Source organism: Micromonospora sp. NPDC050187, from assembly GCF_044459745.1.
In the GTDB taxonomy this organism is placed as follows: Bacteria; Actinomycetota; Actinomycetes; order Mycobacteriales; family Micromonosporaceae; genus Micromonospora.
On the sequence record NZ_JBITJH010000014.1, the window covers coordinates 16,334 to 37,925 of the forward strand.

Sequence of the window (21,592 nt, forward strand, 5' to 3'; positions counted from 1 at the left end):
TCCCACCTTCCTGGGGTCATCTCCGGCACCCGGGCCGGGTGCCGCACACTGCCCGTCTCCGGCGGGGACGGCGGCCTGCCGTCGTCCCCGCCGGATCGGTTCAGGCCGGGGTTCCGGTCACCGTCAGGTGACGCAGCCGGCCGATGTTGTCGAACGAACCGAAGCCGACCCGTCCGGAGCTGAACGTGGTGTCCTTGGCGGTCATCAGCGGGTCCTTCCTCCCGTCCACGTAGACCGCGATCTCGCCGGTGGCCGGCAGGTGCACGACGCGCACCTTGTGCCAGTCGGCGTCGACGATCGCCGGGTTCGCGCCGCGCGACCGGCCGTTCCACTGGTGGTCGATGCGCTGCCGGTCGGCGTTGTGCACCTTGAAGATGCCGTTGTGCGGCAAGATCGTGTTGTCGGTCGACAGGTGCGCGTAGTAGAACTCGGTGTCCGAGCGCCAGCCGAAGACGACGATCACGTCCCGGTTGCTCACCTCGACCGGCGTGTCGAGCCGGACGTCGGCCTTGATCTCCACGGACGACCACTGCGGCCCGTCGGTCAGCACCGCGTACTCGAACGGGCGGCGCGGGCCGGGCCGGCTGACGCCCGCCTCGGCGAGGATCACCTCGTCCCGGTCGAACCGCCACTTCGACGGGGTGACCGGCGTCCAGCTGTCCGGGCCCGAGGGCCTGTGCAGCTTGGTGCCGCCGACGTCGCCGTCCGCGAACTCCCGGGTACCGGTCACCTTCCAGATCTTCCCGTTGGCCTTGGCGAGGAGGTAGAGCCCGCCGGCGGCGTCGGTGCCGAAACGCAGGTCGACCCGCTCCGGGTTGCCCGGAGCGCCGGGGCCGGAGAGGTCCTGCATGCGCACCGACTCGCCGGCGGCGTCGAAGAGCGCGAGGCGGTGGATCGTGGCCAGGTCGTGGCCGCGCCGCATCTCGTGCGCCTCGGTGTAGAGGACCTGCCCGTCGACCAGATCACCGAAGACGTACTTGCCCTTCAGCGCGGGCAGCTCGTTGCCGCGGTAGACGAACCCACCGGCAACCGCGACACCGACGTCGGAGGTGCAGTTCCAGCCGGGCGGCGGGTTGTGGTCGTACGCCGCGACCGGGTACGTGTAGCCGTACCGGGCGTCGTCCGCCGGCAGCGGCAGGAGCTTGTCGCAGGCGCTTCCCGCCTTGTCGAAGACGAACGCGCCCTCCCGCTCGCTCCAGCCGAAGTTGTCACCGGCGCGCACCTCGTAGATCGCCTCGATGGCGTGCTCGCCGATGTGGCCGAGGAACATCCGGCCGGTGGCCGGGTCCCAGCTGAACCGGTGCGGATCGCGGAACCCGACCGCGTACACCTCGCCCAGGGCGCCGGCCTGGCCGACGAACGGGTTGTCCGCCGGGATGCCGTACTGCCCGTTGGCCGAGTCGGTGCCCTGCGGGTCGATGCGCAGCAGCTTGCCGTGCACCATGCCCAGGTTCTGCGGCTCGGTGTTGCGTACGCCGGTGCCGCCGTCGCCGACGGCCAGGTACAGCAGCCCGTAGTCGCGCTGGCCGGGCCGCGCGGTGGGGTTGAAGTTGATCTCCTGGATGCCGTGGATCTGGCCGGCGAAGCCGATCCGCAGCACTTCGCGCCGGCTGCCGGAGAACGTGTCGGCGGCCGGGTCGGTCGCCGTCCACTCGGTGATCACACCGTGGTAGATGCTGTTGGCCTGGGCGTAGTCCGGCGTCTTGACGGCCAGCGACGCCTGTTCGGTGTGGATGGTGTAGAAGCGGCCGTTGGTGCCGAACTCGGGGTGGAACGCGACGTAGCCGAAGCCCTGCCCGAGCCCACGGCCGGAGAAGAAGCGCGGCGCGAACGTGTCGGCAACGTCCAGGTAGACGTACGGCGCCCCGTCGCGGACCAGGTAGAGGTGGCCGTTGAGGTCCGGCACGGCGCGCCGGCCGGAGCCGTCGGGCAGCTCCATGATGGTGTTGATGCGAGCGGTACGCATGAGCCGCTGGTCGGTCGGTGCCGGGATGGGGAACGACTGCGGGAAGCTGGCGTACTCGGTCAGGACCAGTCCGAGCCGGGACTGGGTGGGCATCTCGACGACCGGATCGTGGACGGGTTCGGCGGCCCGGGCGGGGCCGACGACCAGGGTGGACAGAACGAGGGTGGCGGCGGTCAGCCCGGCCGTCAGCGCGGATCTGCGGATCTTGCGGATGCTGCGCACTCGGGTCTCCTTCCCGGTGAGGCGGTGCGGAGTGTGGTCAGCGGGCCATGTAGCGGTACTGCTTCTCGACGTCGGACGCCGAGACGACGGTGTCGAGGAACATCAGGGCGTCCATGCGGCAGTCGCACGGGTTCCGCTCCACCGTGTCCTGCGGGAAGCTCCCGCCGATCTTGATGCCTCGCGGGTCCGAGGCGGTGGTGACGTGGGGGCCGGGGCCGGACACGAGCCATGGGTCGTCGGTGCGGGTGTAGAAGCCGTCCACCGGCTCGCCGTTGCGGTAGAGCGCCAGCGCGCCGGTGTTGAAGTCGAAGGTGGCCGCGAGGTGGACCCACTCCCCCTTCGGCAGCAGCGTCCGCCAGTCCTCTCCCGCCGCGAAGGTCTGCGAGTTGCCCCCGTCGAGGCGTCGGCCGAGCGCGACCAGCCGCAGTTCGCCGTTGACGTCGATGAGTTCCAGCAGCGCCCGCACGCCGTGGCCGTCCGAGTCGCCGGTCAGCACACCGGCCAGCCCGATCGCGTTGAACCGGTCGGTCGGGTTGGCGGTGGTCGAGTTGGGCGCCGGGGCGTCCATCTCCATCTTGAACCAGCCCATCACGGTGGTGCCCTGGGTGCCGGCGAAGGGGCGCAGGGTGCGTACGCCGCTGGCCGACCAGATGCCCGCCTTCCAGTCGTCGTTACCGGCCTGGGCGGGGTTCACCTGCCGGGTCTGCAAGGCGTTGCCGCTGCCCGGGTAGGCGTGCTCGGCAACGCGCATGTCTATGCCACCGTTGGCGAGTTCGATCTCGGTGCCGGAGCGGCCCAGGTCCCGCTCGAGCGCCGCGTCTCCCTCGGCCGGGTGGTCGAAGTCGTAGAAGGCGACCAGGCTCGATCGCAGGTGGGGATGGACGTCGCGCGGATTGCTCCGGTCCGCCTGGGCCGGTGGGGCCCCGGCGCCCGCCAGCACACCGGTCACCAGTACGGTGGCGGTGGCGACGGCGAACCGTCTCGTTCTGATCATCGCGATACACCTCGTTCCAGCTCTGGCGCGGCACGTAACCGCTTTCGGAAGCGCTTACGTGTTCACGCTCCATCTCTGTGTGCCGCTGTCACGTCGGAGCCTGTCATCGCTTCGGCGGTGCCGTCGGCTCGGCAGGCCGTCCGCCGAGGTACAGCTCGCCGAGCTGCGGGTCGGCCAACAGTTGCGAAGCCGGCCCGGAGATGTGCACGTGCCCGAGGTCGAGCACGCAGCCGAGGTCGGCCGTCTCCAACGCCCGCCGGGCGTTCTGCTCCACGAGCAGCACCGCCGTACCGGCGTCGCGCATGCGCACGACCTGTTCGAACACGGTGGTCGTCGCCCTCGGGTCCAGACCCATGGACGGCTCGTCGAGGAGCACGACCTTGGGGTTGACCATGAGCGACCGGGCGAACTCCACCTGCTTCTGCTGCCCGCCGGAGAGCAGTCCGGCCAACGAGTTCCAGCGCTGCGCGACGACCGGGAAGACCTCCTTGACGAAGGCCGTCCGTTCGGCGATCAACGCCTTGTCCTTCAACGTGTAGGCGCCCAGCAGGACGTTCTCCGCCACGGTCATCTCGCGGAAGACGCTGTGCCCCTGCAGGACGTGCGCGACGCCGGAGGCGAGCATCCGCTGCGGTCCCTGGCCGGTGACGTCCACGCCGCCGACGAGGATCCTCCCGGAGCGGGGCCTGAGCAGCCCGCTGGCGACCTTCAGCACGGTGGACTTCCCGGCGCCGTTCGGGCCGACCAGGCAGACGATCTGGCCCGCGGGCACCGAGACGGTCAGGCCGCGCAGCACCGGCGCGGCGCGCCCGTAGCCGGCCTGGATGTCGACGAGTTCGATTTCAGACGCCAAGGTAGGCCCCCAGGACGCGTTCGTCGGAGCGGATGAGCGACGGCGGGCCCTCGGCGATCGGGCGGCCGCGGTCGAACACCACGATGTGGTCACTGACGCTCATCACGAGGTCCATGTTGTGCTCGACGACCACGAACGTCCGCCCCTCGGCGTTGAGTTCGCGGACCAGGGTGCCGATCCGGTCCAGCAGGGCCGGGTTGACGCCGCCGGCCGGCTCGTCGAGCAGGACGGTATCCGGGTCGCTCATCAGCACACCGGCGAGTTCCAGCAGCTTCTGCTGGCCCCACGACATGTTGCGCGCCTCCACGTCCGCCAGGTGCTCGATGCCGAGTCGGGTGAGCCAGCCCCGGGCACGGTCGACCTCCGCACGGGCACGGGCGCCGCGCAGCAGGCCGGTCAGACCGGTCGGACGCACGGCCGCGAGGACGTTGTCCAGCGCCGTCATCCGGGGAAAGACGCGGCACAGCTGAAACGTACGGCCGACGCCGGCGTGGACGATGCGGTGCGGGGCCGCACCGGTGATGTCCCGTCCGCTGTAGGTGACCTGCCCGCCGTCCGGCCGGATCATCCCGGTGACGCAGTTGAAGAAGGTGGTCTTGCCCGACCCGTTGGGCCCGATCAGCGCGTTGACCTTGCCGTGCCGGAACTCGACGGTCGCACCGTCGAGCGCCACCACGCCACCGAACGCCTTGGTGAGTCCCGCGGTGGCCAGACCTCGTACCTCGCTCATGCTGGCACTCCGCTTCGCTCCGTGCCACCATGAGGCACCATCGCCCTGAGCCAACCGATTCGCTCACTTCGCTCGCTCATGCCCGCTCCTCCGTGGGCTGGGACCGCACACCGGCGGTGCCGGCGGCGGCGTCCACCGGTTCCCGGGCGGCCGGCGCGCCGGCCGCCGTGGCGCGCTGCTCGCGCAGCTGGGCGGCCGTGACCTCGCGGATCGAGTTCTGCGCCGGCCGCATCCGGCCGAGCAGGGAACCGACCGCCGGCAGCACGCCGTCGGGCATGAAGAGCACGACCAGCGCGAGCAGCAGGCCCGTCGCGACCAGGTGCAACTGGGTGTCGCCGAACTCCACCTTGAAGTACTCCAGCCCGATGCCGACCACCAACGCGCCGACCAGCGGGCCGAACAGGTTCCGGACGCCGCCGAGCAGCGCCATCAGCACCAGGTACGAGCCGGTGAGGATGGAGAACTGGAACACCGGGTCGAGGTCGCCGAACCAGAGCGCGTAGAGCCCGCCGCCCAGGGCGGTGAACCCCGCCGAGACCACGAACACCACCAGCTTGTACGCGAAGGTCGGGGTGCCCAGCGCCTCCGCCTTGTCCTCGTCCTCCCGGATGGCCTTCAACCCGAGGCCGAACCGGGAGCGGTCGATGACCCACCAGGCCAGCAGGGCCAGCGCGAGCAGCGCGGTGAACAGGTAGTAGAACACCCGGTGGTGCTCCGGACGGAGCAGGTCCGGGAACGGGCGCGGCACGACCAGACCGCGTGACCCGCCGGTGAGCGACGCCCAGCTCTGGAAGACCAGCAGCAGGATCAGCACCAACGCGATCGAGACGATGACGAACGACGCGCCACGGACCCGCAGCGCGGCGAAGCCGATCGGTACGGCGAGGGCGGCCACCAGCAGGGCCGCCACCACGAGGGCCACGAAGCTCGGCAGGCCCGCCTTCGTGACCAGCAGGGCCGTGCCGTAGCCGCCGAGCCCGGCGAGGGCACCGTGGCCGAGGGAGATGTACCCGGTGAACCCGCCGACGAAGTTCCACGACGTCGAGAGCACCGCGTAGTTGAGCACCACGACGCCCGCCGAGAGGACGTACGGGTTGGGCGCCAGGGACGGAAAGGCCAGTACCGCCGCGGCGAGCAGCACGATCGCCGCCACTCGAAGGACCCGGTCGAGGCTGCGCCGCGTCGTCACCGCCCCGGCCGGCGGGACGGCCACCGTCGTCGGATCAGAAGCGCTGGGCAAGTCGACCTCCGAAGAAACCTTGTGGCCGGAACGCCAGCGTCGCGAACAGGGCCAGGTAGAAGATGGTCTGCGCCCAGGTCGTGCCGAGCGGGATCTGCAGCAGGCTCTGCAGCATGCCGAGCACCATCGCGGCCATCGCGGCACCGGGTACGCTGCCCAGCCCGCCCACCACGATGATGGCCATCAGCGGACCGATCCAGTGCCAGTGCAGCGACGGGTAGATGGTGGTGTCGAGGGCCAGGGCCGTGCCGCCGACGGCCGCGGTGGCGAGGCCGAGGCCGAAGCCGTACCCGGCCACCCGCTCGGTCTCGATGCCCACCAGCCGCGCCGCGTCGCGGTGCTGGATGGTCGCCCGCAGGGCCCAGCCGAAGGTGGTCTTCTTCATCAGCAGGTAGAGGGTGAGCAGGGCAACGGCGGCGAGGCCGAACGCGATCAGCTTGACCACCGCGACCCGGGCACCGAAGATCCCGAGGCTCGCCGAGCTGTAGTCGAGCTGGATCCGCCGCTGGGTGCCGGTGAACAGGTAGCCGAGCAGACCCTCGACGAGGAGCGCGATCGAGAAGGTCAGCAGCACCGACATCATGGTCAGGGTGGCCGCGCGCAGCCGGGCCAGGAGCAGCCGCTGCAGCAGGACGCCGCAGGCGAAGAAGAGCGGCACGGTCGCGACCATCGACAGCAGCGGGTCGATGCCCAGCCGGGTGTGCGACCACCAGGCGAGGTACGCGGCGAGGATGAGGAACGCCGAGTGGGCGATCATCACGACCCGCATGATTCCGAAGTAGAGGGTGAGTCCCGCTGCCAGGAGGGCGTAGAGCCCGCCCAGCAGCAGACCCAGGATGATGCTCTGGAAGAGCAGGGCACCGGAGGGCATGTCGTCTCCTACCAGGCCGGCTTCGGGTAGACGAGTTCGGTCTCCTTGGCGTCGGCCGGCAACACGATCTGGATCTTGCCGCCCACCCACTGCTGGATCATGTGGGCGCCCTTGGGCTTGCCCGTCTCGTCCCAGGAGAGCGGGCCGACCACCGTCTCCACGGAGTTGCCACGGACCCACTCGACCAGCTTCTTCTGGCAATCGCCCTGCTCGGCGCAGCCCACCGCGGTGACCGCCGCCGCGACGACCTGTCCGGTCGTGTACGCGTTGGCCTCGTCCTCCTCCGGCGGCGAGCCGAACTGTGCGGTGTACTTCTCGACGAACTCCTTGTTGCTCGGGTACGGCGCGTCCTGCGTGTAGCCGGTCGGCGAGATGATCCCCTCGGTCTTGTTGCCGATCGCCGCGGCGAACTCGGGGTTCGTCGGGGCGGTGGAGAAGGCCGCCAGCTTCGGCTGGTACCTGAGCTGCTGGAGGGCGACGATCAGGTTCACCCCGTCCTGGTACTGGGAGCCGCCCACCACCAGGTCGGCCCGGGACGCCGCGATCTTCGCGGCGATGCTGCCGAAGTCGGTGGTGTTCGGCGGGTAGACCTCGTCGACGACGGTGCGGACGCCGCCCGCTTCGAGCTTCTCCTTCAGCCCGTACGCCGTGCCCTGCGCGAACGGGTCGTCCATGGCCGCGTACGCCGCGGTCTTCGGCCGCTGGTCGGGCGGCAGTGCCAGGATGTACTCGGCCAGGTGGTTGTAGTGGTCGTTCGCCACCGCCGGGGCGGCGTAGAACATGTTCTTGAAGCCCTGCTCGAAGACCTCCTTCGCCGCGCCCGCCGGCTCGACGAAGAGCATGCCGTACTCCTCGGCGACCCGGGCCGCAGGCACGACGAGGCGGGTCGAGAACGGGCCCACCACGAGGTCCACGTTGTCCTTGCCGATCAGCTGCTCGTAGTCGGCGACCACACGGTCCGCGTTGGACTGGTCGTCGAGGATCTTCAGCTCGACCTTGCGGCCCAGGAGACCGCCCTTGTCATTGGTGATCTTGGCCCAGGCCTCGTAGCCGCGCTGGACACCCTTGCCCGGTTCGGAGAAGTCCCCGGTCAGGGGAAGGGAGATCCCCACGACGATCGGATCGTCGGCACCGGAACCCCCGCCACCGCCGTCGCCACAGGCCGTGAGCGCGAGGGTGAGGCTCGCGCCGAGTGCTGTCATCCACTGGATTCGCTTCGAACGGGTTGTCATCCCGAGACGCTCCTTCGCCGGAACGGAAGCGCTTACGAAAGCGCTTCCGTAGACTAGGCTGTGGTCTACGCCACTGGCAATAGCCAGATGACATTGATGTTTCCAGGGAGTTGCCGATGCCCAGACCAGGCCCGAGACTGCGTCTGATCGACGTAGCGGAGCGCGCGGGGGTCTCTCTGGCGACCGCGTCCCGCGCCCTCGCCGGACGGGAGGGCGTCAGCGAGGAGGTCGCGGGACGCGTCCGGCAGGTCGCCCAGGAGCTGGGGTACGTCGCGAACCCGTACGCCCGCACCCTCGCCGGCGGCACGAGCTCGACGGTCGGGCTCGTCGTGCACCAGGTCGACGACCCCTACTTCTCGGAGATCGCCGGCGGGGTCATCCAGGTGGCCGCCGAGGAGGGGCTGCTGGTGCAGATCTGCCACTCCGGCCGGGACCCGGACGCGGAGCTACGGCAGTTGCGCCACCTCATCGCGCAGCGGGTCGGGATCATCCTCATCGCCGGATCGGGCTACGACGACGCCCGGATCGAGGCCGAGGCCCGCGCGGAACTCGCGGAGTTCCAGGGCCAGGGCGGCCGGGTCGCCGTCATCGGCCGGCACGCCCTCGGCGTCGACGCGGTCCTGCCCGAGAACGAGGCCGGCGGTCGGGCCCTCGCCGATCACCTGCTGAACCTCGGGCACCGCCACATCGCCGTCGCCGCCGGTACAGCCGGGCTCACCACCGTCGCCGACCGGCTCGCCGGCGTGGCGACCGCCCTGCGCCAGCGCGGGCTCTCCCTCGACGACCTTCCCGTCGTGCACTCCGACTTCACCCGCGACGGCGGCCGGGTCGCCGCCGAACGGATCCTGCGCGACCGCCCCCAGACCACCGCGATCATCGCGCTCAACGACGCGATGGCCATCGGTGTGCTGTCGACGCTACGGTCGCACCGCATCCCCGTGCCCGAGCGGATGTCGGTCGTCGGGTTCGACGACGTCCCCGTCGCCGCCGACCTCGCCCCCAGCCTCACCACCATCCGGCTGCCGATGACCGACATGGGACGGATGGTGCTGTCGCTCGCGCTCAAGGCCCGGTCGACCCGCCCCCGACGCCGGTCGATCGGGCACCTCCTGGTGGTCCGCGACTCGACCGGGCCCGCCCCCACGGTGCTGCCGGCGAGCCGTGCCGAGGCAGGCGACCTGAGGGGAGCCGTCGGGCCCGTCGGCTGAGACCCTCCGCCGGCTCGCCGGCCGGCGGACGTGACGACCGGCCTGCGCCTCGCGACTGCGCACCGGCATCGGTCAGCGTGGCAACCGCGCCAGGCTCATCTGCCGACCGCCGCCCCCTGGCCGTGCGACGGTGCCGATGGCATCGATGCGGCCCCACCGCCCTGGTATGTCGAGCAGTTCGATCCGGCCGAACCGTTCGGGCACTGCTGGCGCGACCACCAGGTCCTCCTCGTACGGTTCGAGGCCGAGCAGCGTGCGCACCAGCAGCAGGGGCGCCCCGGTGGCCAGGGCCTGTGGGCTGTTCGCCGCGGGATACTGGACGGGGTGCCCGGTCAGTTCGCGGTCGTAGCCGCCGAAGGCCTCCGGAAGGCGCCCCTGGAAATGCCGGGACGCGTCGATGATCCCCTCGGCGATACGGCCGGCCTCCTGGTGGAAGCCGTAGCGGCGCAGGCCCCAGGCGATGAAGGCGTTGTCGAAGGGCCAGACGGTGCCGATGTGGTAGCCGAGAGGGTTGTACCGCCCCTCTCCCTGCGCGAGGGTGCGTACGCCCCAGCCGGAGAAGAGGCGGGGGCCGAGCAGGTGTTCGGCGATCCTCGCGGCACGGGATTCGTCAGCGATGCCGCTCCACAGGAGGTGGCCGATGTTGGAGGAGAGGGCGTCGACCTGGCGGCCGTCGCCGTCGAGGGCCAACGCGTAGTACTCGCCGTCGCCGATCCAGAAATCGCGGTTGAAGCGTTCCTTGAGCTCGGTCGCTTCTCGTTCGAGGCGGTCGGCGTACGCGGGATCGTGCCAGAACTCGCGGGCCAGCCGCGCGCCGCGGATCTTGGCGTCGTACGCGTAGCCCTGTAGTTCACAGGTCGCCCGGGGCTGGCTCGGCAGCCGGCCGTCCCGGAACGAGATGGCGTTCGGGGATTCCTTCCAGCACTGGTTCTCCAGGCCATTGCGCTCGTTTCGGCGCTGGTACCAGACGTAGCCGTCGCCCATGATGTCGCCGTACTCGTCGATCCAGTGCAGGGCCGCGCGCGCCTCGTCCTCGAATTCGCGCACGAGCGCGGCGTCCCCCGTCCACCGCTCGTACTCGTCGAGCAGGATCACGTAGAGGGGGGTGCTGTCGGCAGCACCGAAATACTCCGACTGGGGGCGTTCCCCGAACGCGTCCAGCTCGCTGTAGCGGACCTCGCGCACGACCTTGCCCGGCTCCTCGTCGAGGAAGTCGTCGAGCACGGAGCCCTGGTCGATACCGAGCATCCGCAGGGTGTGGACGGCCAGCTCCGGCGTGAACGGCAGCACCTGCAGGCTGGTGAGGATGGCGTCGCGGCCGGTGAGGGTCGCGTTCCACGGCAGCCCCGCCGCCGGCAACGGCTCCGTCGGCAGCGTCAGTGGCGAGAACCGGAGCGCGGCGAGGTCGACCAGGCTGCGCTCGTAGGCCCGCTCCACAGGCTTCCAGTCGCAGCCCAGCTGCGGAGCCTTGTCGAGCCACTGGCGCAGGTCGTCCTGCAGCCATGCGGCGTCGCGTCGCGGCCGGCCGGGAGATATGTGCTCGCGCACGTCCTGACCGTCGGGGCGCAGCACCAGGCCCCGGACATGCAGCATGGTGGTCCACTGCCCGTGGGGTTCGATCCGGAAGTGGTAGGTCAGCCCCTCTTCGTCGACCTGCGCCGGCTCAGTCGTGGAGATCACCGTCTCCCGCCGGAACTTCTCCCGCACGTAGCCGAGGTGCAGGCGCCCGTCGTCGACGTGCCGGTAGAGCCGACCAGGTCTTACGCTTTCCTGTCCGACCGTCAGCGCCGAGACGAAGTCACCGGCCGCGTCCACGCGGACGGTGAAATCAGCCGGTTCCCCGGAATGGTTGAGCACCGTCAACCGCTCCTCGAAGCTGCTGCCGACCACCGACCGTTCCCGGATCACCGACACCTTGGCGTCCACGTAGTGCGTCGGGGCCCCTGGCACCAGGAAGAACCGCACCTCAAAGTACGACGGGTCGTCCACGGCCAGCGCGCTCACCCGTTCGCCGTTGACGGTCAGCCGCCACCGCGACAGGAACCGGGTGTCGAACGAGAAGAACCCCAACGGGACGGCGGGGCCGGCGTCTATGTCGCCACTGCCGTCGCTCAGGACGAAGATGTTGCCGTCCAGGACTCTGACGAGGTCGCTCTTCATCCCTGCCTCCGACGGCTACGGGCGGCGAACCGCGGATGACGCGCGGCGCGCGGCGGTGCGAAGAGCCGCTCCAACAGGAGGATGAACCGGAACTGTCCTTCGGACGTTATGTCGTTCCGCAGCCACGCCGCGACCGGTTTGGCCTCGCCGCGTGCCATCCGGTCGAAGAACGCGCTGTCGGCGCGGACGACCGCGTCGGCGTCGCTGTTCTGCTGCGACACCCGGACGGCCCCGCCGCGGATCTCCACCAACCAGTGGTCGACCCCGTGGTCACGCTCAAGGTCGAAGCGTATGGTGCCGTTCGTCTTCTTCGGCAGGCGTTCGTGGCCGCGTCGTTCGAGCGCCTCGAAGAAAGTCCTGGTCGCCTCCGACATGGGCACCACCTTCCCCAGAATCCGCCGGACCACGGGCAGCATCACGTGGACCGGGGTGGGGTGGCTTCACCCGGAACGGATGAACCTGGCGGGCGTCCGCAGGCGGCACGGTGAATTCACCCGCTGCGGGTGAGGCGGCATCACCCCGTCCCCCGTCACCGTGGTGGCACATCCGGGATCGGGAACCACGGAGGGGAAGCCCATGTCGGATCCCACCACGAGCTTCTTTGAAGCGATCGGCCGAGGCGGCCACGTGGACATGCTTGAGGAGGCCACTGGGAGCATACGGTTCGACCTCACACACGAGCAGGGTGTCGACCGCTGGTTTGTGGCCATCGAACGGGGCGATATCCGCGTCTCTCGGGATGGAGGCAAGGCCGACTGTGTCTTCCATGGCAGCCGGGCGACCTTCGACCGGATCTTGGCTGGCCAGTCACAGATGTACCCGGCATGGTTGCGCAACGAAATCACCACGGAGGGCGATGTCCGGCTGGCCCGCCTCTTCGTTCGGCTCATGCCGGCGCCGCCCGAAGCCCATCACCCTCGGGAATTCGGCCGCGAACGGAGACGTGCGGCATGAGCGACGGCCTCGTCCGGCTGCTGGACGGCAACACGTTCGTCGTCAGTGAGGAGACGGGCGACATCGGCCCGTCCCCCACCATCCCGACCGGGTTCTTCTCGTTCGACACCCGGTTCCTGTCGAAATGGATCCTGTTCATCAATGATCAGCGGGTCAACGCGCTCACCGTCGAGGAGGTCGAGTACTTCGAGAGCCGCATGGTCGTCGTCCCGACCCTCCCCGCTCCACTCGTCGACATCGGTGTTTCGGCCATTCGCGACCGCTCCATCGGCGGAAGCTTCACGGAGCAACTGACCGTGATCAACCACGAACCCAAGCCCGTCGACCTGCGGATCCGGATCGACGTCGACAGCGACTTCGCCGACCTCTTCGAAATCAAGGACGTGCGGAACAAGAGCGGGACGTACTACACCCAGGTCGACGGCGGGCGCCTACGTCTCGGCTATCAGCGGGAGACGTTCTGCCGGGAGACCCTGGTCTCGTCCACCGTGCCGGCCCGAGTCGACGAGCAGGGGCTGACATACCACGTTCGACTCGAACCGCACGGTCAATGGACCACCGACCTGCACGTGCAGGCGCTGGGCCTGGGCGGGCGCGATCTTCGGGAGAGCCTGGAGGGCAGACCCGGTCGATCCCGAGCGCAGATCCGGCAGGACCTGGCCGGCTGGCTCGCGCAGGCACCCCGCCTCACCTGCGACTCCCCCACGTTGGGAATGACCTACCGACGCAGCCTGGCCGACCTCTCCGCGCTACTTTACGCACCGCTGACCGCCGGCGGACGCGCCATCCCCGCCGCCGGCCTACCGTGGTTCATGGCGATCTTCGGCCGGGACAGCATCCTCACCAGCATCCAGGCACTGCCGTTCGCGCCCGACCTCGCCGCCACGACGCTACACCAGCTCACCGTGCGACAGGGGGCCGTCCTGCACGACTTCCGCGAGGAGGAGCCCGGGAAGATCCTCCACGAGCTGCGGTACGGGGAGACGACCGCATTCGAGGAACAGCCGCATTCGCCGTACTTCGGCAGCGCCGACTCCACGCCCCTCTACGTCATCCTGCTCGACGAGTACGAGCGATGGACCGGCGACGCCGCCCTCGTCAACTCTCTCGAAGGTTCCGCGAGAGCCGCCCTGCACTGGATCGACGAGTACGGCGACATCATGGGTGACGGCTACGTCTGGTACCAGCGCCGCAACGAGCGGACCGGGCTGGAGAACCAGTGCTGGAAGGACTCCTGGGACTCGATCTCGTTCCGGGACGGGCGGCTGCCCGGCCTGCCCCGGGCGACCTGCGAGCTACAGGGCTACGCGTACGACGCCAAGATCCGCGGTGCGCGGCTGGCCCGCGAGTTCTGGCACGACCCCGCGTACGCCGACCGCCTCGAACGGGAAGCGGCCGAGCTCAAGAAACGCTTCAACAACGACTTCTGGGTCTCCGACGGCGAGTACTACGCACTCGCCCTCGACGGTGACGGGCACCAGGTCGACGCGCTCTCCTCGAACATCGGCCACCTGCTGTGGAGCGGCATCGTCGAGGAATCCCGGGCACCGAAGATCGCCGAACACCTGCTCGGCCCCGAACTGTTCTCCGGGTGGGGGGTGCGAACGCTCGGCACCGGCGAGGGACGCTACAACCCGATCGGCTACCACGTCGGCACCGTCTGGCCGTTCGACAACTCGTTCATCGCCTGGGGGCTACGCCGCTACGGATTCCACCAGGAGGCCGGGCGCATCGCCGAAGGGATCATCGACGCCGCGGAGCACTTCGACGGGCGACTGCCCGAAGCGTTCGGCGGCTACGAGCGGACCCTGACCAGATACCCCGTGCTGTACCCCACGGCGTGCAGCCCGCAGGCGTGGTCGACCGGAACTCCCCTGTTGCTGCTGCGAACCATGCTCGGCATGGAGCCACGAGGCGAGCACCTGGTGACCCGACCGGCCGTGCCCCCGAGCATGGGTCGGATCGAACTGCTTCACATCCCCGGACGGTGGGGCAGGGCGGGTGCCCTCGGACGCGGCCACGCGGACCGGCCCTGACGTGGTTCGCGTAACCCCCCGGAGTGGCCAGCGGATCCGCCACGTTCGCGATCGCGCTCGGTGTGGCGGTCGCGCTGGTCGCCTTCGCCGCGCAGCTCGGGTACATCAAGCGGGCACCGGACCGTCATGGTTCGTGCGTTCGAGGTGTGACCAGACGCCCTCGGTGAGGTTGAGGTCCGGGTCGCGGGCGGGCCGCCGCCTGCCCGCGAGGGCGTGTCTCCACCGACCCGACAACCCGGTGCGCCCACTGCGCCCAGTCGTCGAAGCCCAGGAACCGGCCCAGCCCACTGAGCTGCGTCAGCGGGTCATCGACGAGGTCCTCGTACGTCATCGTCAGCAGCTCGCGCGGCCCGGCGTCGGCGATGGCCTGCTCGGCCTCGTTGGCGAGGAACGCGCACAGGACCAGGTAGTGCCCGATGTCCCCGCCGCGTTCGCTTAGCGTCTGGGCCGTCAGCTGGCCCGGCAGGTAGCGCTTCATCTCCTCCGGCACCGGCTGGTCGGCGGCGATCTCGAACGGGTCGAGCCCGTATCGGCGGAACGCGTTCATGCGAAGCTCCAGGAGCTGGAAGTAGGAGTGGCGCCTCATCGACTCGGCGGTGTCCGCCCAGCTACGGGTCAGATAGACAATCTTCGCGGCGGGGAAATGCTTCAGCAGGGACAGGCAGAAGTGGCTGGAGCCACCGGAACGCTCGACCCAGCGCCGCCGGTTGGTGAGCGAGGTGAGCAGCTCCAGGAACATCTGATGGTGCTGCGCCACCGGTTGCGCCGGAAACCCCGGCACCAGTTCGGCGAGCGTGTCGTACAGGTGGTCAGGGTCGGACGAGATCTTCGGCAACGTGGTCGCCAGAACCCGCGGCAGCTCCCCGAGATTGCCGGCCCACCGGCCGTTCTCCGGGTAGCGCACCTCGGGCGGCGGGAGTCCGATCCGGAAGAGGGCGGAGAGTGCCGGGTTGGGCTCGCTCAACCTCGACCAGTACTCGGCACCACTGAGCCTCTCCTTGTCCTCGATCCAGGAACCCACCGGCACGAAGAACTCCTGGACCGACAGCGTGTCGGGCTGCTCGGCGATCAGGTCGGACACCAACGTCGACCCACACCGCCCGGTGCTGATAATGATCGCCTGATCAGGGCTCGATGCATCCATCCACAGCCTCCTGAGTAATGCGTGTCAGTGCAGGGGGGTGGGCGAAGGTGGCTGGTCCCGGCCGCTACGCCCGGTTGCGGCTTCCACGGGGCCGGACTGGAGGCCGCAGTCCTGGCGCAGCCAGGACAGGACGATGTCGCCGACGGTGTCCGGCTGGTCGATGAGGATGGAATGCCTCTGACCGGGCACGGTGACGATCCGCGCATGTGGTAGCAGGCGTTGTACATCGGGGGCCAGTTCGACCACGGCGGAGGACCCGCCGTACACCCACAGCACCGGGCACCGGATCGCGGCTATCCGCTCCTCGGCCGGTAGCCGGCTTGCCGGCAGGTCGCGTGTGAGGCTCGTGGCGACGAGTACGTCGCGAGCCGTCCTGGCCCGGCGGCTGGCTTGCTCCCCGCGTTCGGCGCTGATCCTGGCGAGTACATGCTCGTGCGGTAGGTGTGCGGCGGCGGCGACGAGCCGCTTGGCCACCCGCTCGAACCAGGCCGCTGTGGGCGGGGAGGACTCGACAGCGGCGATCGCGGCGACCTGCTCAGGGTGGCGCGCCGCATAGCTGATCGCGATCGTGCCGCCGAAGGAGTTGCCGAGCAAATGGACCGGGCCGGTCACGTCGAGCACGGCCAACAGTGCCGTCAGGTCGTCGACGAAGTGGTCCAGCGTGTAGCCCGCCGGCGGGCGCTCGCTCTTTCCGTGCCCACGCAGGTCGTACATGATCACACGGAGGCCGGCGGCGGCGAGCGGTTGGGCCATGCTGAGATACCAGCTCGCCAGGTTGTCCGTGGCCAGGCCGTGGATCAGCACAGCGGTGGGGCCGTCGCCGGGTACCGCTTCGGGTGGCCGGAGCTGCTCCATGTGGACGGAGAGGCCGTTGGCCCGGACGATGCTCATGCGGGTAGGCCCGCTGTGCCGAGGCCGGCGTCCGCATGGCCGGCGTCCGCTTCCGCCCCGTCGAGCGCGGTGGCGATGTGTGCGACGAGCTGGCCGACCCGCAGTTGTCGAATGGAGTCCAGGTCCAGGGTGGCAACGAACTGTGCGAAGTTGACCGCGTTGCCGTACCGCGCCTGCAGGCGGCCGGTGAGGGAGATGACGTCGATGCTCTCCATTTCCAGGTCGTCCTGGAACCTGGTTGCCATGGTGATCTCGCCGTCGACTCCGGCGTCGTCGCGGATCGCGTGCAACATCGCGACCACCTCGGCGAGGATGTCGGCCTGCTCTACAGACATGTGATGTCCCCTCTCGTGATCGCGCTACACGCGGCCGGTTCGGTGGGCAGGCTCCGGTCCCCACGTCCAGCCGACGACGTACCGTCTCGGGGGCAGGCCTTCGGGGTTGGACACCTCACGAAGTGCAACCTGGTAGATCCGGTCACCGACCTCGACGGTCAGCGCGGCCGAGGCGGCGGCCACCACCGTGAACCGTCGTGGGTCGCCGGCCAGGCCGGTGCCCTCTGCCTTGGCAGCGGCCTCCTTGGCGACCGAGAAGCGGGCGGACCACAGGTGCCCGTCCTCGCCGCCGGCCAGCAGCGAGTCGAGCAGCCGTCGTTCTGGTTCCGACAGTGCGGACGCGACCGCGTACACCGGAGGCTCGGTGATCTCGACAGCGTCGATGCCGACGCCCGGCGCGCCGGGCAGCGCGTCCGGCGCGCGGGGCCCGGCGATCGCCACACCGATCTCGGCGACGTGGGCGAGCGAGACGTCCCAGGCGCCGAAACCGCGGCCGGGACGCGGGTGCACCCGGGGCCGCCCGTTCGGATCGTTCGTAATGGTCAACTCGATCGGGTAGACATCGGTGTGGCCGCCTTCCCACAGCGGGAACCGGACGGCGTCGATAGCCGCGATCCGGCCGAGCAGCCACTGCTTGCGCGCCTTGGGCGGCTGCCGCTCGTAGTCGGTGTAACCCCTGTTGCCGAGGATGCCGCGCGCTGTCATGCCGCGGGTGACCAGGTCGGGCCAGCAGTCGACGGCCATGGTCCAGCCCTCCGGCTGCCGCAGCGACATCGAGTGGCGCTCCGGGAAACGCTCCTCCGGCAGGGTGGGGTGGCTCTTGAACCGTCGCTCGATGCAGCCGTCGAGCTGCGCCCACACCCGGCCGTTGACGGCGAGTTGGATGTCGAAGACGTGCTGCGCGTCGTCGGTCGAGCGCGCGCGGGCGATGCACTCGCACGCCGTACCGGGCGCTGGCGGCGGACCGAAGAACCGTGCCTGTCCGATTCCCACCGGCAGCGCCGAGAACGGTTGCGTCGTGACGATCCAGTTGGCCACCAGCTGGAAGGTGCTGTCGAGCAGTCCGCCGGGCGGGGACGGGGCGGTCACCACGCCCCGGATGTGCATGTTGCCGACGGCGTGCACCTTGGTCACGCCGCGGAACAGGGGGCCGTGGAACACGAACCGTTCGGCGTACATCTCCTCTGCGCTGATTCGTGGCGGCTGCTCCGTGGCGGGGTCGTGCTGCCAGAACTCCGGACGGTCGGCCGGGTAGGCCGGTGCCACCTCGACTGTGGAGCGGGCGTAGTTACCGAAGGTCACCGAGAGTTGGCCGGGCCCGGTGGGCTTCACAGTGATCTGGACGTCCTGTGGCGGCGCGGCGATGCACCAGAGGTTGAACCGGGCGCCGCGCACGCCGACAACCCGCATGCCGGGTGCCGCCTGCTGGGCGGCCTCCATCATGTGTTGCAGGGCGGTGGTGCCCGGCACCACGGGCCAGCGGTCTTCCGATTCGGGCCAGTCTTCGGGCTGCACGAAGAAGCAGTGGTCGCGCAGGTACGGCATCGTGTCGAGGGCGACCCGCAGAACCGTACGGTGGACGCGCGGCGGCGGCAACGGCGGCGTGTGCCCGATCCCGCGGTCGACGAGCACGCCGTCCGCGGGATCGCTCAGCAACGAGGCGAGTTCCGCGGCGGCGCTGGAGCGTCCGGCGAGGTCGTGCAGCCTGGCCAGGGTCGGCGATCTCGGCGGGCCAACCGGGGCGTGCGGAGTCACGGCCGCCGGTGTCACCACCGCCGCCTTCGGGGCCTGGGTTGCCATGGCGGCCGTCGCTTCCCGAGCAACCGACCCGGATCCAGCGACCGCGCCGCTCGTGGCGCTCGTGCTGTCGGTGCCATTCGCGTCGCCCGCCGACTGGTCGGCGGACACCGACACGCCGAGCAGCTTGTCGGCTCCCTCGCCGAACCGGATCAGCGCGCCGCCGAGGTCGAGCCGCATGACCGGGCCACGGCGGGCGGGCTGGGCGGCGGGCGCCACAGCTTGGGCGGCGGTCGGCGCGGCAGCTCGGGCACGACCCGTGGCCGCCGGGTCGAGGGCGCGCAGGTCCGGTGCGGCGCCCTCCACCCACAGCGCCGTGGCGACGCGGCGCAGTTGGTTCAGCCCGCCCCGATGCGCGACGTTGACCGGCATCGCGAGGTGGTCGCGGCCGCGCAGGTTGTCGGCGATGACCGAGGCGAGCTGCCCGGCTCCGACCTGCAGGAAGACCCGGATGCCGGCGTCGTGCATGGCCGCGATGGTCTGTCGGAACCAGACCGGTTCGAGCATGTGCCGTGCGGAGATCTCCAGTACGCGGGCCGGCTCGGCGGGCAACGGTGCCCTGAGGGTGGCGGACCAGACGGGCACCCGGGCGGACCGCACCTGCCAGCGGGGTAGGGCCGCGCCGATGGACTCCAGCCCGGAGGCGAACACCGGGGTGTGGAAGGCGGCGCGGAACGGCAGCTTCTGGCACAGGATTCCGTCGCCGCGCAGTGCCTCGACGAGGCGGTCGATCTCGTTCTCGGGTCCGTTGACGATGCACTGGGCGGGCGCGTTGTCGTGGGTGAGGACCACCCCTGGATAGCGGGCGAGCCGCGCGGTGATCTGTTGCGCGGCCCCGCCGACGACGGCGAACACGCGACCGGGCGTCTCCACCGCCGTCGAGTTGAACAGGGCGAGGAACTCGTCCACGGATGACGAGCTGATCAGTCCGGTGGTGGCGGCGGCGGTCCACTCGCCGATGCTGTACCCGGCGACCGCGTGTGGCGTGATCCCGACACGGTGCAGGGCGTCGTCGAGCAGCTTGCCGACCTCGATCACGCCGGCGCCGTGCCGGCCCAGGTCGTCGGTGGACCACTGCCGGTCGGGCAGGCCGAAGTGCGCCGCGACGTCCGCGGTGCGCGGGCTGAACTCCGTCTCCAGTCCGGGAAACACGAAGGCCAACTGGCCGGGGGAGTCGCCGGCCAGCAGCGGGTCAGGGCTGAACCAGATGTCCCGGGCGCCGTGCCAGGGCAGCCCCTTGGCGACGGCACGCCGGGCGGTGGTGAGGCGTTTGGTGTCGGGGTCGACGAGACCGAGCCGGCAGCGCTCGTCCGCCGGACCCCGGTGGCCAGCGCCAGCGCCGGCGGGACCGGCCTGTCGGGCCCGGGCGACGCCGAGGTCGCGGACGGCATGGTCGTCGTTGTCGAGCAGGCGGGCCAGTGCGGCCGGGTCCGCGGCGGCCAGCCACAGCACCTCGTCGGGCTCTTCGACGGTGACCGCCGCCCTGGTGTTGCCGGCCATGGGCGCCGGCACGGCGCGGGACGCCAGCCCGGTCGTGCCGTTGCCCCCCCGGCGGGAGGCGAAGGCGTCCGGTGCCTCCTCCAGGATGATGTGGGCGTTGATGCCACCGAACCCGAAGGCGTTGACGGCGGCGCGGCGGGGTCCGTCGCTTTCCCACGGCCGGGCGCCGCTGATCGGCGCGAACCGGGTGTGCGCCAGCTCCGGACGCGGTGTGTCGCAGTGCAGCGTCGGCAGGAGCACACCGTGGTACACGGCCAGGGCCGCCTTGATCAGGGCTGCGCTGCCGGCCGCCGGCATGGTGTGACCGATCATCGACTTCACCGACCCGATCACCGGCCGTGGCCCGCCCCGGTGCGGACCGAACACCTCGGCGACGGTGGCGAGTTCGACGGCGTCGCCCGTCGGCGTCGCGGTGCCGTGTGCCTCCAGCAGGCCCAGCGCGTCCGGGGCGGTCGGATCAAGACCGGCCGCGGCCCAGGCCTGCCGAATGGCCAACACCTGCCCTTCGCTGGCCGGGTTGACCATGCTCGCGGCGCGCCCGTCGCTGGACCCCCCACTGCCGCGGATCACCGCGTAGATCCGATCGCCGTCGCGCACCGCGTCGGTCATCCGCTTCAGTACGACGATCCCGGTGCCCTCGCCGATGAGCAGCCCGTCCGCCGCGCTGTCGAACGGCCGGATCTCGCCCCGCCGCGACAACGCGCCGAGCTGGCTGAATATCGACCAGAAACCGATGTCGTGCACGTGGTGCACGCCTCCGGCGAGGACCGCGTCGAGCCGCCCGTTGGTCAGCTCGGTGATCGCCTGGTCCACCGCGATCAGCGACGAGGCACAGGCGGCATCCAACGTGTACGCCGGACCACGCAGGTTGAGCCGGTTGGCCACCCGGGAGGCGACCAGGTTCGGCACGAGTCCGATCGTCCCCTCCGGCTGGTGCTTGCCGAGCCGCTCGTCGAACCTCGCCCGCACGGCCTCCAGCCTGCTCTCCGGCAGGTCCGGGATCAGCTCCCGGAGCAGGTTGATCGTCTGGCTGGTCATCCGCACCCGCAGGGCGTACCGGGCCGCGGCGGGGCTGATGCTGCCACCCCGACCGAGAAACACACCGACTCGGTCGGCGGCCGGTAGTCGGTCGGCGCCGCCGGCATCGTCGATGGCCGTGGCAGCCACCTGAAGCGCGATGAGCTGATCCGGCTCGATGTCGGGGACGGACGCCGGCATGATGCCGAACCGCAGCGGTTCGAAGGTGGCAAACTCGTCAACGAAGCCGCCCCGGCGGCAGTACACCCGGTCCGGCCGGTGCGCCTGCGCCGGGTCGTAGAACTCCGGATCCCACCGGTGCGGCGGCACCTGGGTGATCGCGTCGAAACCCCCGACCAGGTTGCGCCAGTAGTTGTCGAGGTCACCCGCGCCGGGCAGCACCGCGGCCATCCCCACGATCGCGATCTGATCGCTGGGCATT

The 21,592-nt window shown here is 70.3% G+C and carries 16 protein-coding genes; 3 read left to right on the forward strand and 13 right to left on the reverse strand.

The window, feature by feature from the left end; all coding sequences use genetic code 11:
- Positions 1-100: 100 nt before the first annotated feature.
- The 7 genes from ACIBJE_RS20980 to ACIBJE_RS21010 form a co-directional block, all read right to left on the reverse strand.
- Positions 101-2,188, reverse strand: a complete 2,088-nt coding sequence (locus tag ACIBJE_RS20980) for a PQQ-dependent sugar dehydrogenase (protein ID WP_396750753.1) — start codon at positions 2,186-2,188, stop codon at positions 101-103.
- Positions 2,189-2,225: 37 nt separating this feature from the next.
- Positions 2,226-3,182 (reverse strand): LamG-like jellyroll fold domain-containing protein, encoded by a 957-nt coding sequence (locus tag ACIBJE_RS20985; protein WP_396750755.1) that lies wholly within the window; start codon positions 3,180-3,182, stop codon positions 2,226-2,228.
- 103 nt (positions 3,183-3,285) lie between these two features.
- Complete coding sequence (locus tag ACIBJE_RS20990) at positions 3,286-4,035, reverse strand: ABC transporter ATP-binding protein (RefSeq protein WP_396750757.1); 750 nt, start codon at positions 4,033-4,035, stop codon at positions 3,286-3,288.
- Positions 4,025-4,765: an ABC transporter ATP-binding protein gene (locus tag ACIBJE_RS20995; RefSeq protein ID WP_396750759.1), complete on the reverse strand. Its 741-nt coding sequence runs from the start codon at positions 4,763-4,765 to the stop codon at positions 4,025-4,027. The genes ACIBJE_RS20990 and ACIBJE_RS20995 overlap by 11 nt, the downstream gene beginning before the upstream one ends.
- A gap of 76 nt (positions 4,766-4,841) precedes the next feature.
- Positions 4,842-6,005: a branched-chain amino acid ABC transporter permease gene (locus tag ACIBJE_RS21000; RefSeq protein WP_396750761.1), complete on the reverse strand. Its 1,164-nt coding sequence runs from the start codon at positions 6,003-6,005 to the stop codon at positions 4,842-4,844.
- On the reverse strand, positions 5,989-6,876 hold the full coding sequence (locus ACIBJE_RS21005) for a branched-chain amino acid ABC transporter permease (protein WP_396750763.1): 888 nt from the start codon (positions 6,874-6,876) through the stop codon (positions 5,989-5,991). Before ACIBJE_RS21005 ends, ACIBJE_RS21000 begins: the two co-directional genes overlap by 17 nt.
- A gap of 8 nt (positions 6,877-6,884) precedes the next feature.
- Positions 6,885-8,108, reverse strand: coding sequence for an amino acid ABC transporter substrate-binding protein (locus ACIBJE_RS21010; RefSeq protein ID WP_396750765.1), 1,224 nt, complete (start codon positions 8,106-8,108; stop codon positions 6,885-6,887).
- Between the two features lie 116 nt (positions 8,109-8,224).
- On the opposite strand from ACIBJE_RS21010, the gene ACIBJE_RS21015 reads away from it, so the two are divergent.
- Positions 8,225-9,316 carry a LacI family DNA-binding transcriptional regulator gene (locus tag ACIBJE_RS21015; RefSeq protein ID WP_396750767.1) on the forward strand — a complete coding sequence of 364 codons (1,092 nt, stop codon included), beginning with the start codon at positions 8,225-8,227 and terminating at the stop codon, positions 9,314-9,316.
- Positions 9,317-9,388: 72 nt separating this feature from the next.
- On the opposite strand, the gene ACIBJE_RS21020 is transcribed toward ACIBJE_RS21015, so the two are convergent.
- Both ACIBJE_RS21020 and ACIBJE_RS21025 read right to left on the reverse strand, forming a co-directional pair.
- The gene (locus ACIBJE_RS21020; RefSeq protein ID WP_396750769.1) at positions 9,389-11,476 is read right to left on the reverse strand and encodes a glycogen debranching N-terminal domain-containing protein; all 2,088 of its coding nucleotides are present in this window, start codon (positions 11,474-11,476) and stop codon (positions 9,389-9,391) included.
- The gene (locus ACIBJE_RS21025; RefSeq protein WP_396750771.1) at positions 11,473-11,850 is read right to left on the reverse strand and encodes an SCP2 sterol-binding domain-containing protein; all 378 of its coding nucleotides are present in this window, start codon (positions 11,848-11,850) and stop codon (positions 11,473-11,475) included. Before ACIBJE_RS21025 ends, ACIBJE_RS21020 begins: the two co-directional genes overlap by 4 nt.
- Positions 11,851-12,052: 202 nt before the next feature.
- Between ACIBJE_RS21025 and ACIBJE_RS21030 the strand changes: the two genes are divergently transcribed.
- Together ACIBJE_RS21030 and ACIBJE_RS21035 are read left to right on the forward strand one after the other, a co-directional pair.
- Entirely contained in the window at positions 12,053-12,430 is a 378-nt protein-coding gene (locus ACIBJE_RS21030; protein ID WP_396750773.1) for an SCP2 sterol-binding domain-containing protein, read from the forward strand.
- Positions 12,427-14,466, forward strand: coding sequence for a glycogen debranching N-terminal domain-containing protein (locus ACIBJE_RS21035; RefSeq protein ID WP_396750775.1), 2,040 nt, complete (start codon positions 12,427-12,429; stop codon positions 14,464-14,466). The genes ACIBJE_RS21030 and ACIBJE_RS21035 overlap by 4 nt, the downstream gene beginning before the upstream one ends.
- A gap of 124 nt (positions 14,467-14,590) precedes the next feature.
- On the opposite strand, the gene ACIBJE_RS21040 is transcribed toward ACIBJE_RS21035, so the two are convergent.
- From ACIBJE_RS21040 to ACIBJE_RS21055, 4 genes are read right to left on the reverse strand one after another with little or no spacing between them, the layout of a single operon-like run.
- Entirely contained in the window at positions 14,591-15,610 is a 1,020-nt protein-coding gene (locus tag ACIBJE_RS21040; protein WP_396750778.1) for a sulfotransferase domain-containing protein, read from the reverse strand.
- A 24-nt stretch (positions 15,611-15,634) separates the two neighbouring features.
- On the reverse strand, positions 15,635-16,501 hold the full coding sequence (locus tag ACIBJE_RS21045; protein ID WP_396750780.1) for an alpha/beta fold hydrolase: 867 nt from the start codon (positions 16,499-16,501) through the stop codon (positions 15,635-15,637).
- Entirely contained in the window at positions 16,498-16,836 is a 339-nt protein-coding gene (locus ACIBJE_RS21050; protein WP_396750782.1) for an acyl carrier protein, read from the reverse strand. The genes ACIBJE_RS21045 and ACIBJE_RS21050 overlap by 4 nt, the downstream gene beginning before the upstream one ends.
- Positions 16,837-16,860: 24 nt before the next feature.
- Entirely contained in the window at positions 16,861-21,591 is a 4,731-nt protein-coding gene (locus tag ACIBJE_RS21055; RefSeq protein ID WP_396750784.1) for a beta-ketoacyl synthase N-terminal-like domain-containing protein, read from the reverse strand.
- Position 21,592 lies beyond the last annotated feature (1 nt).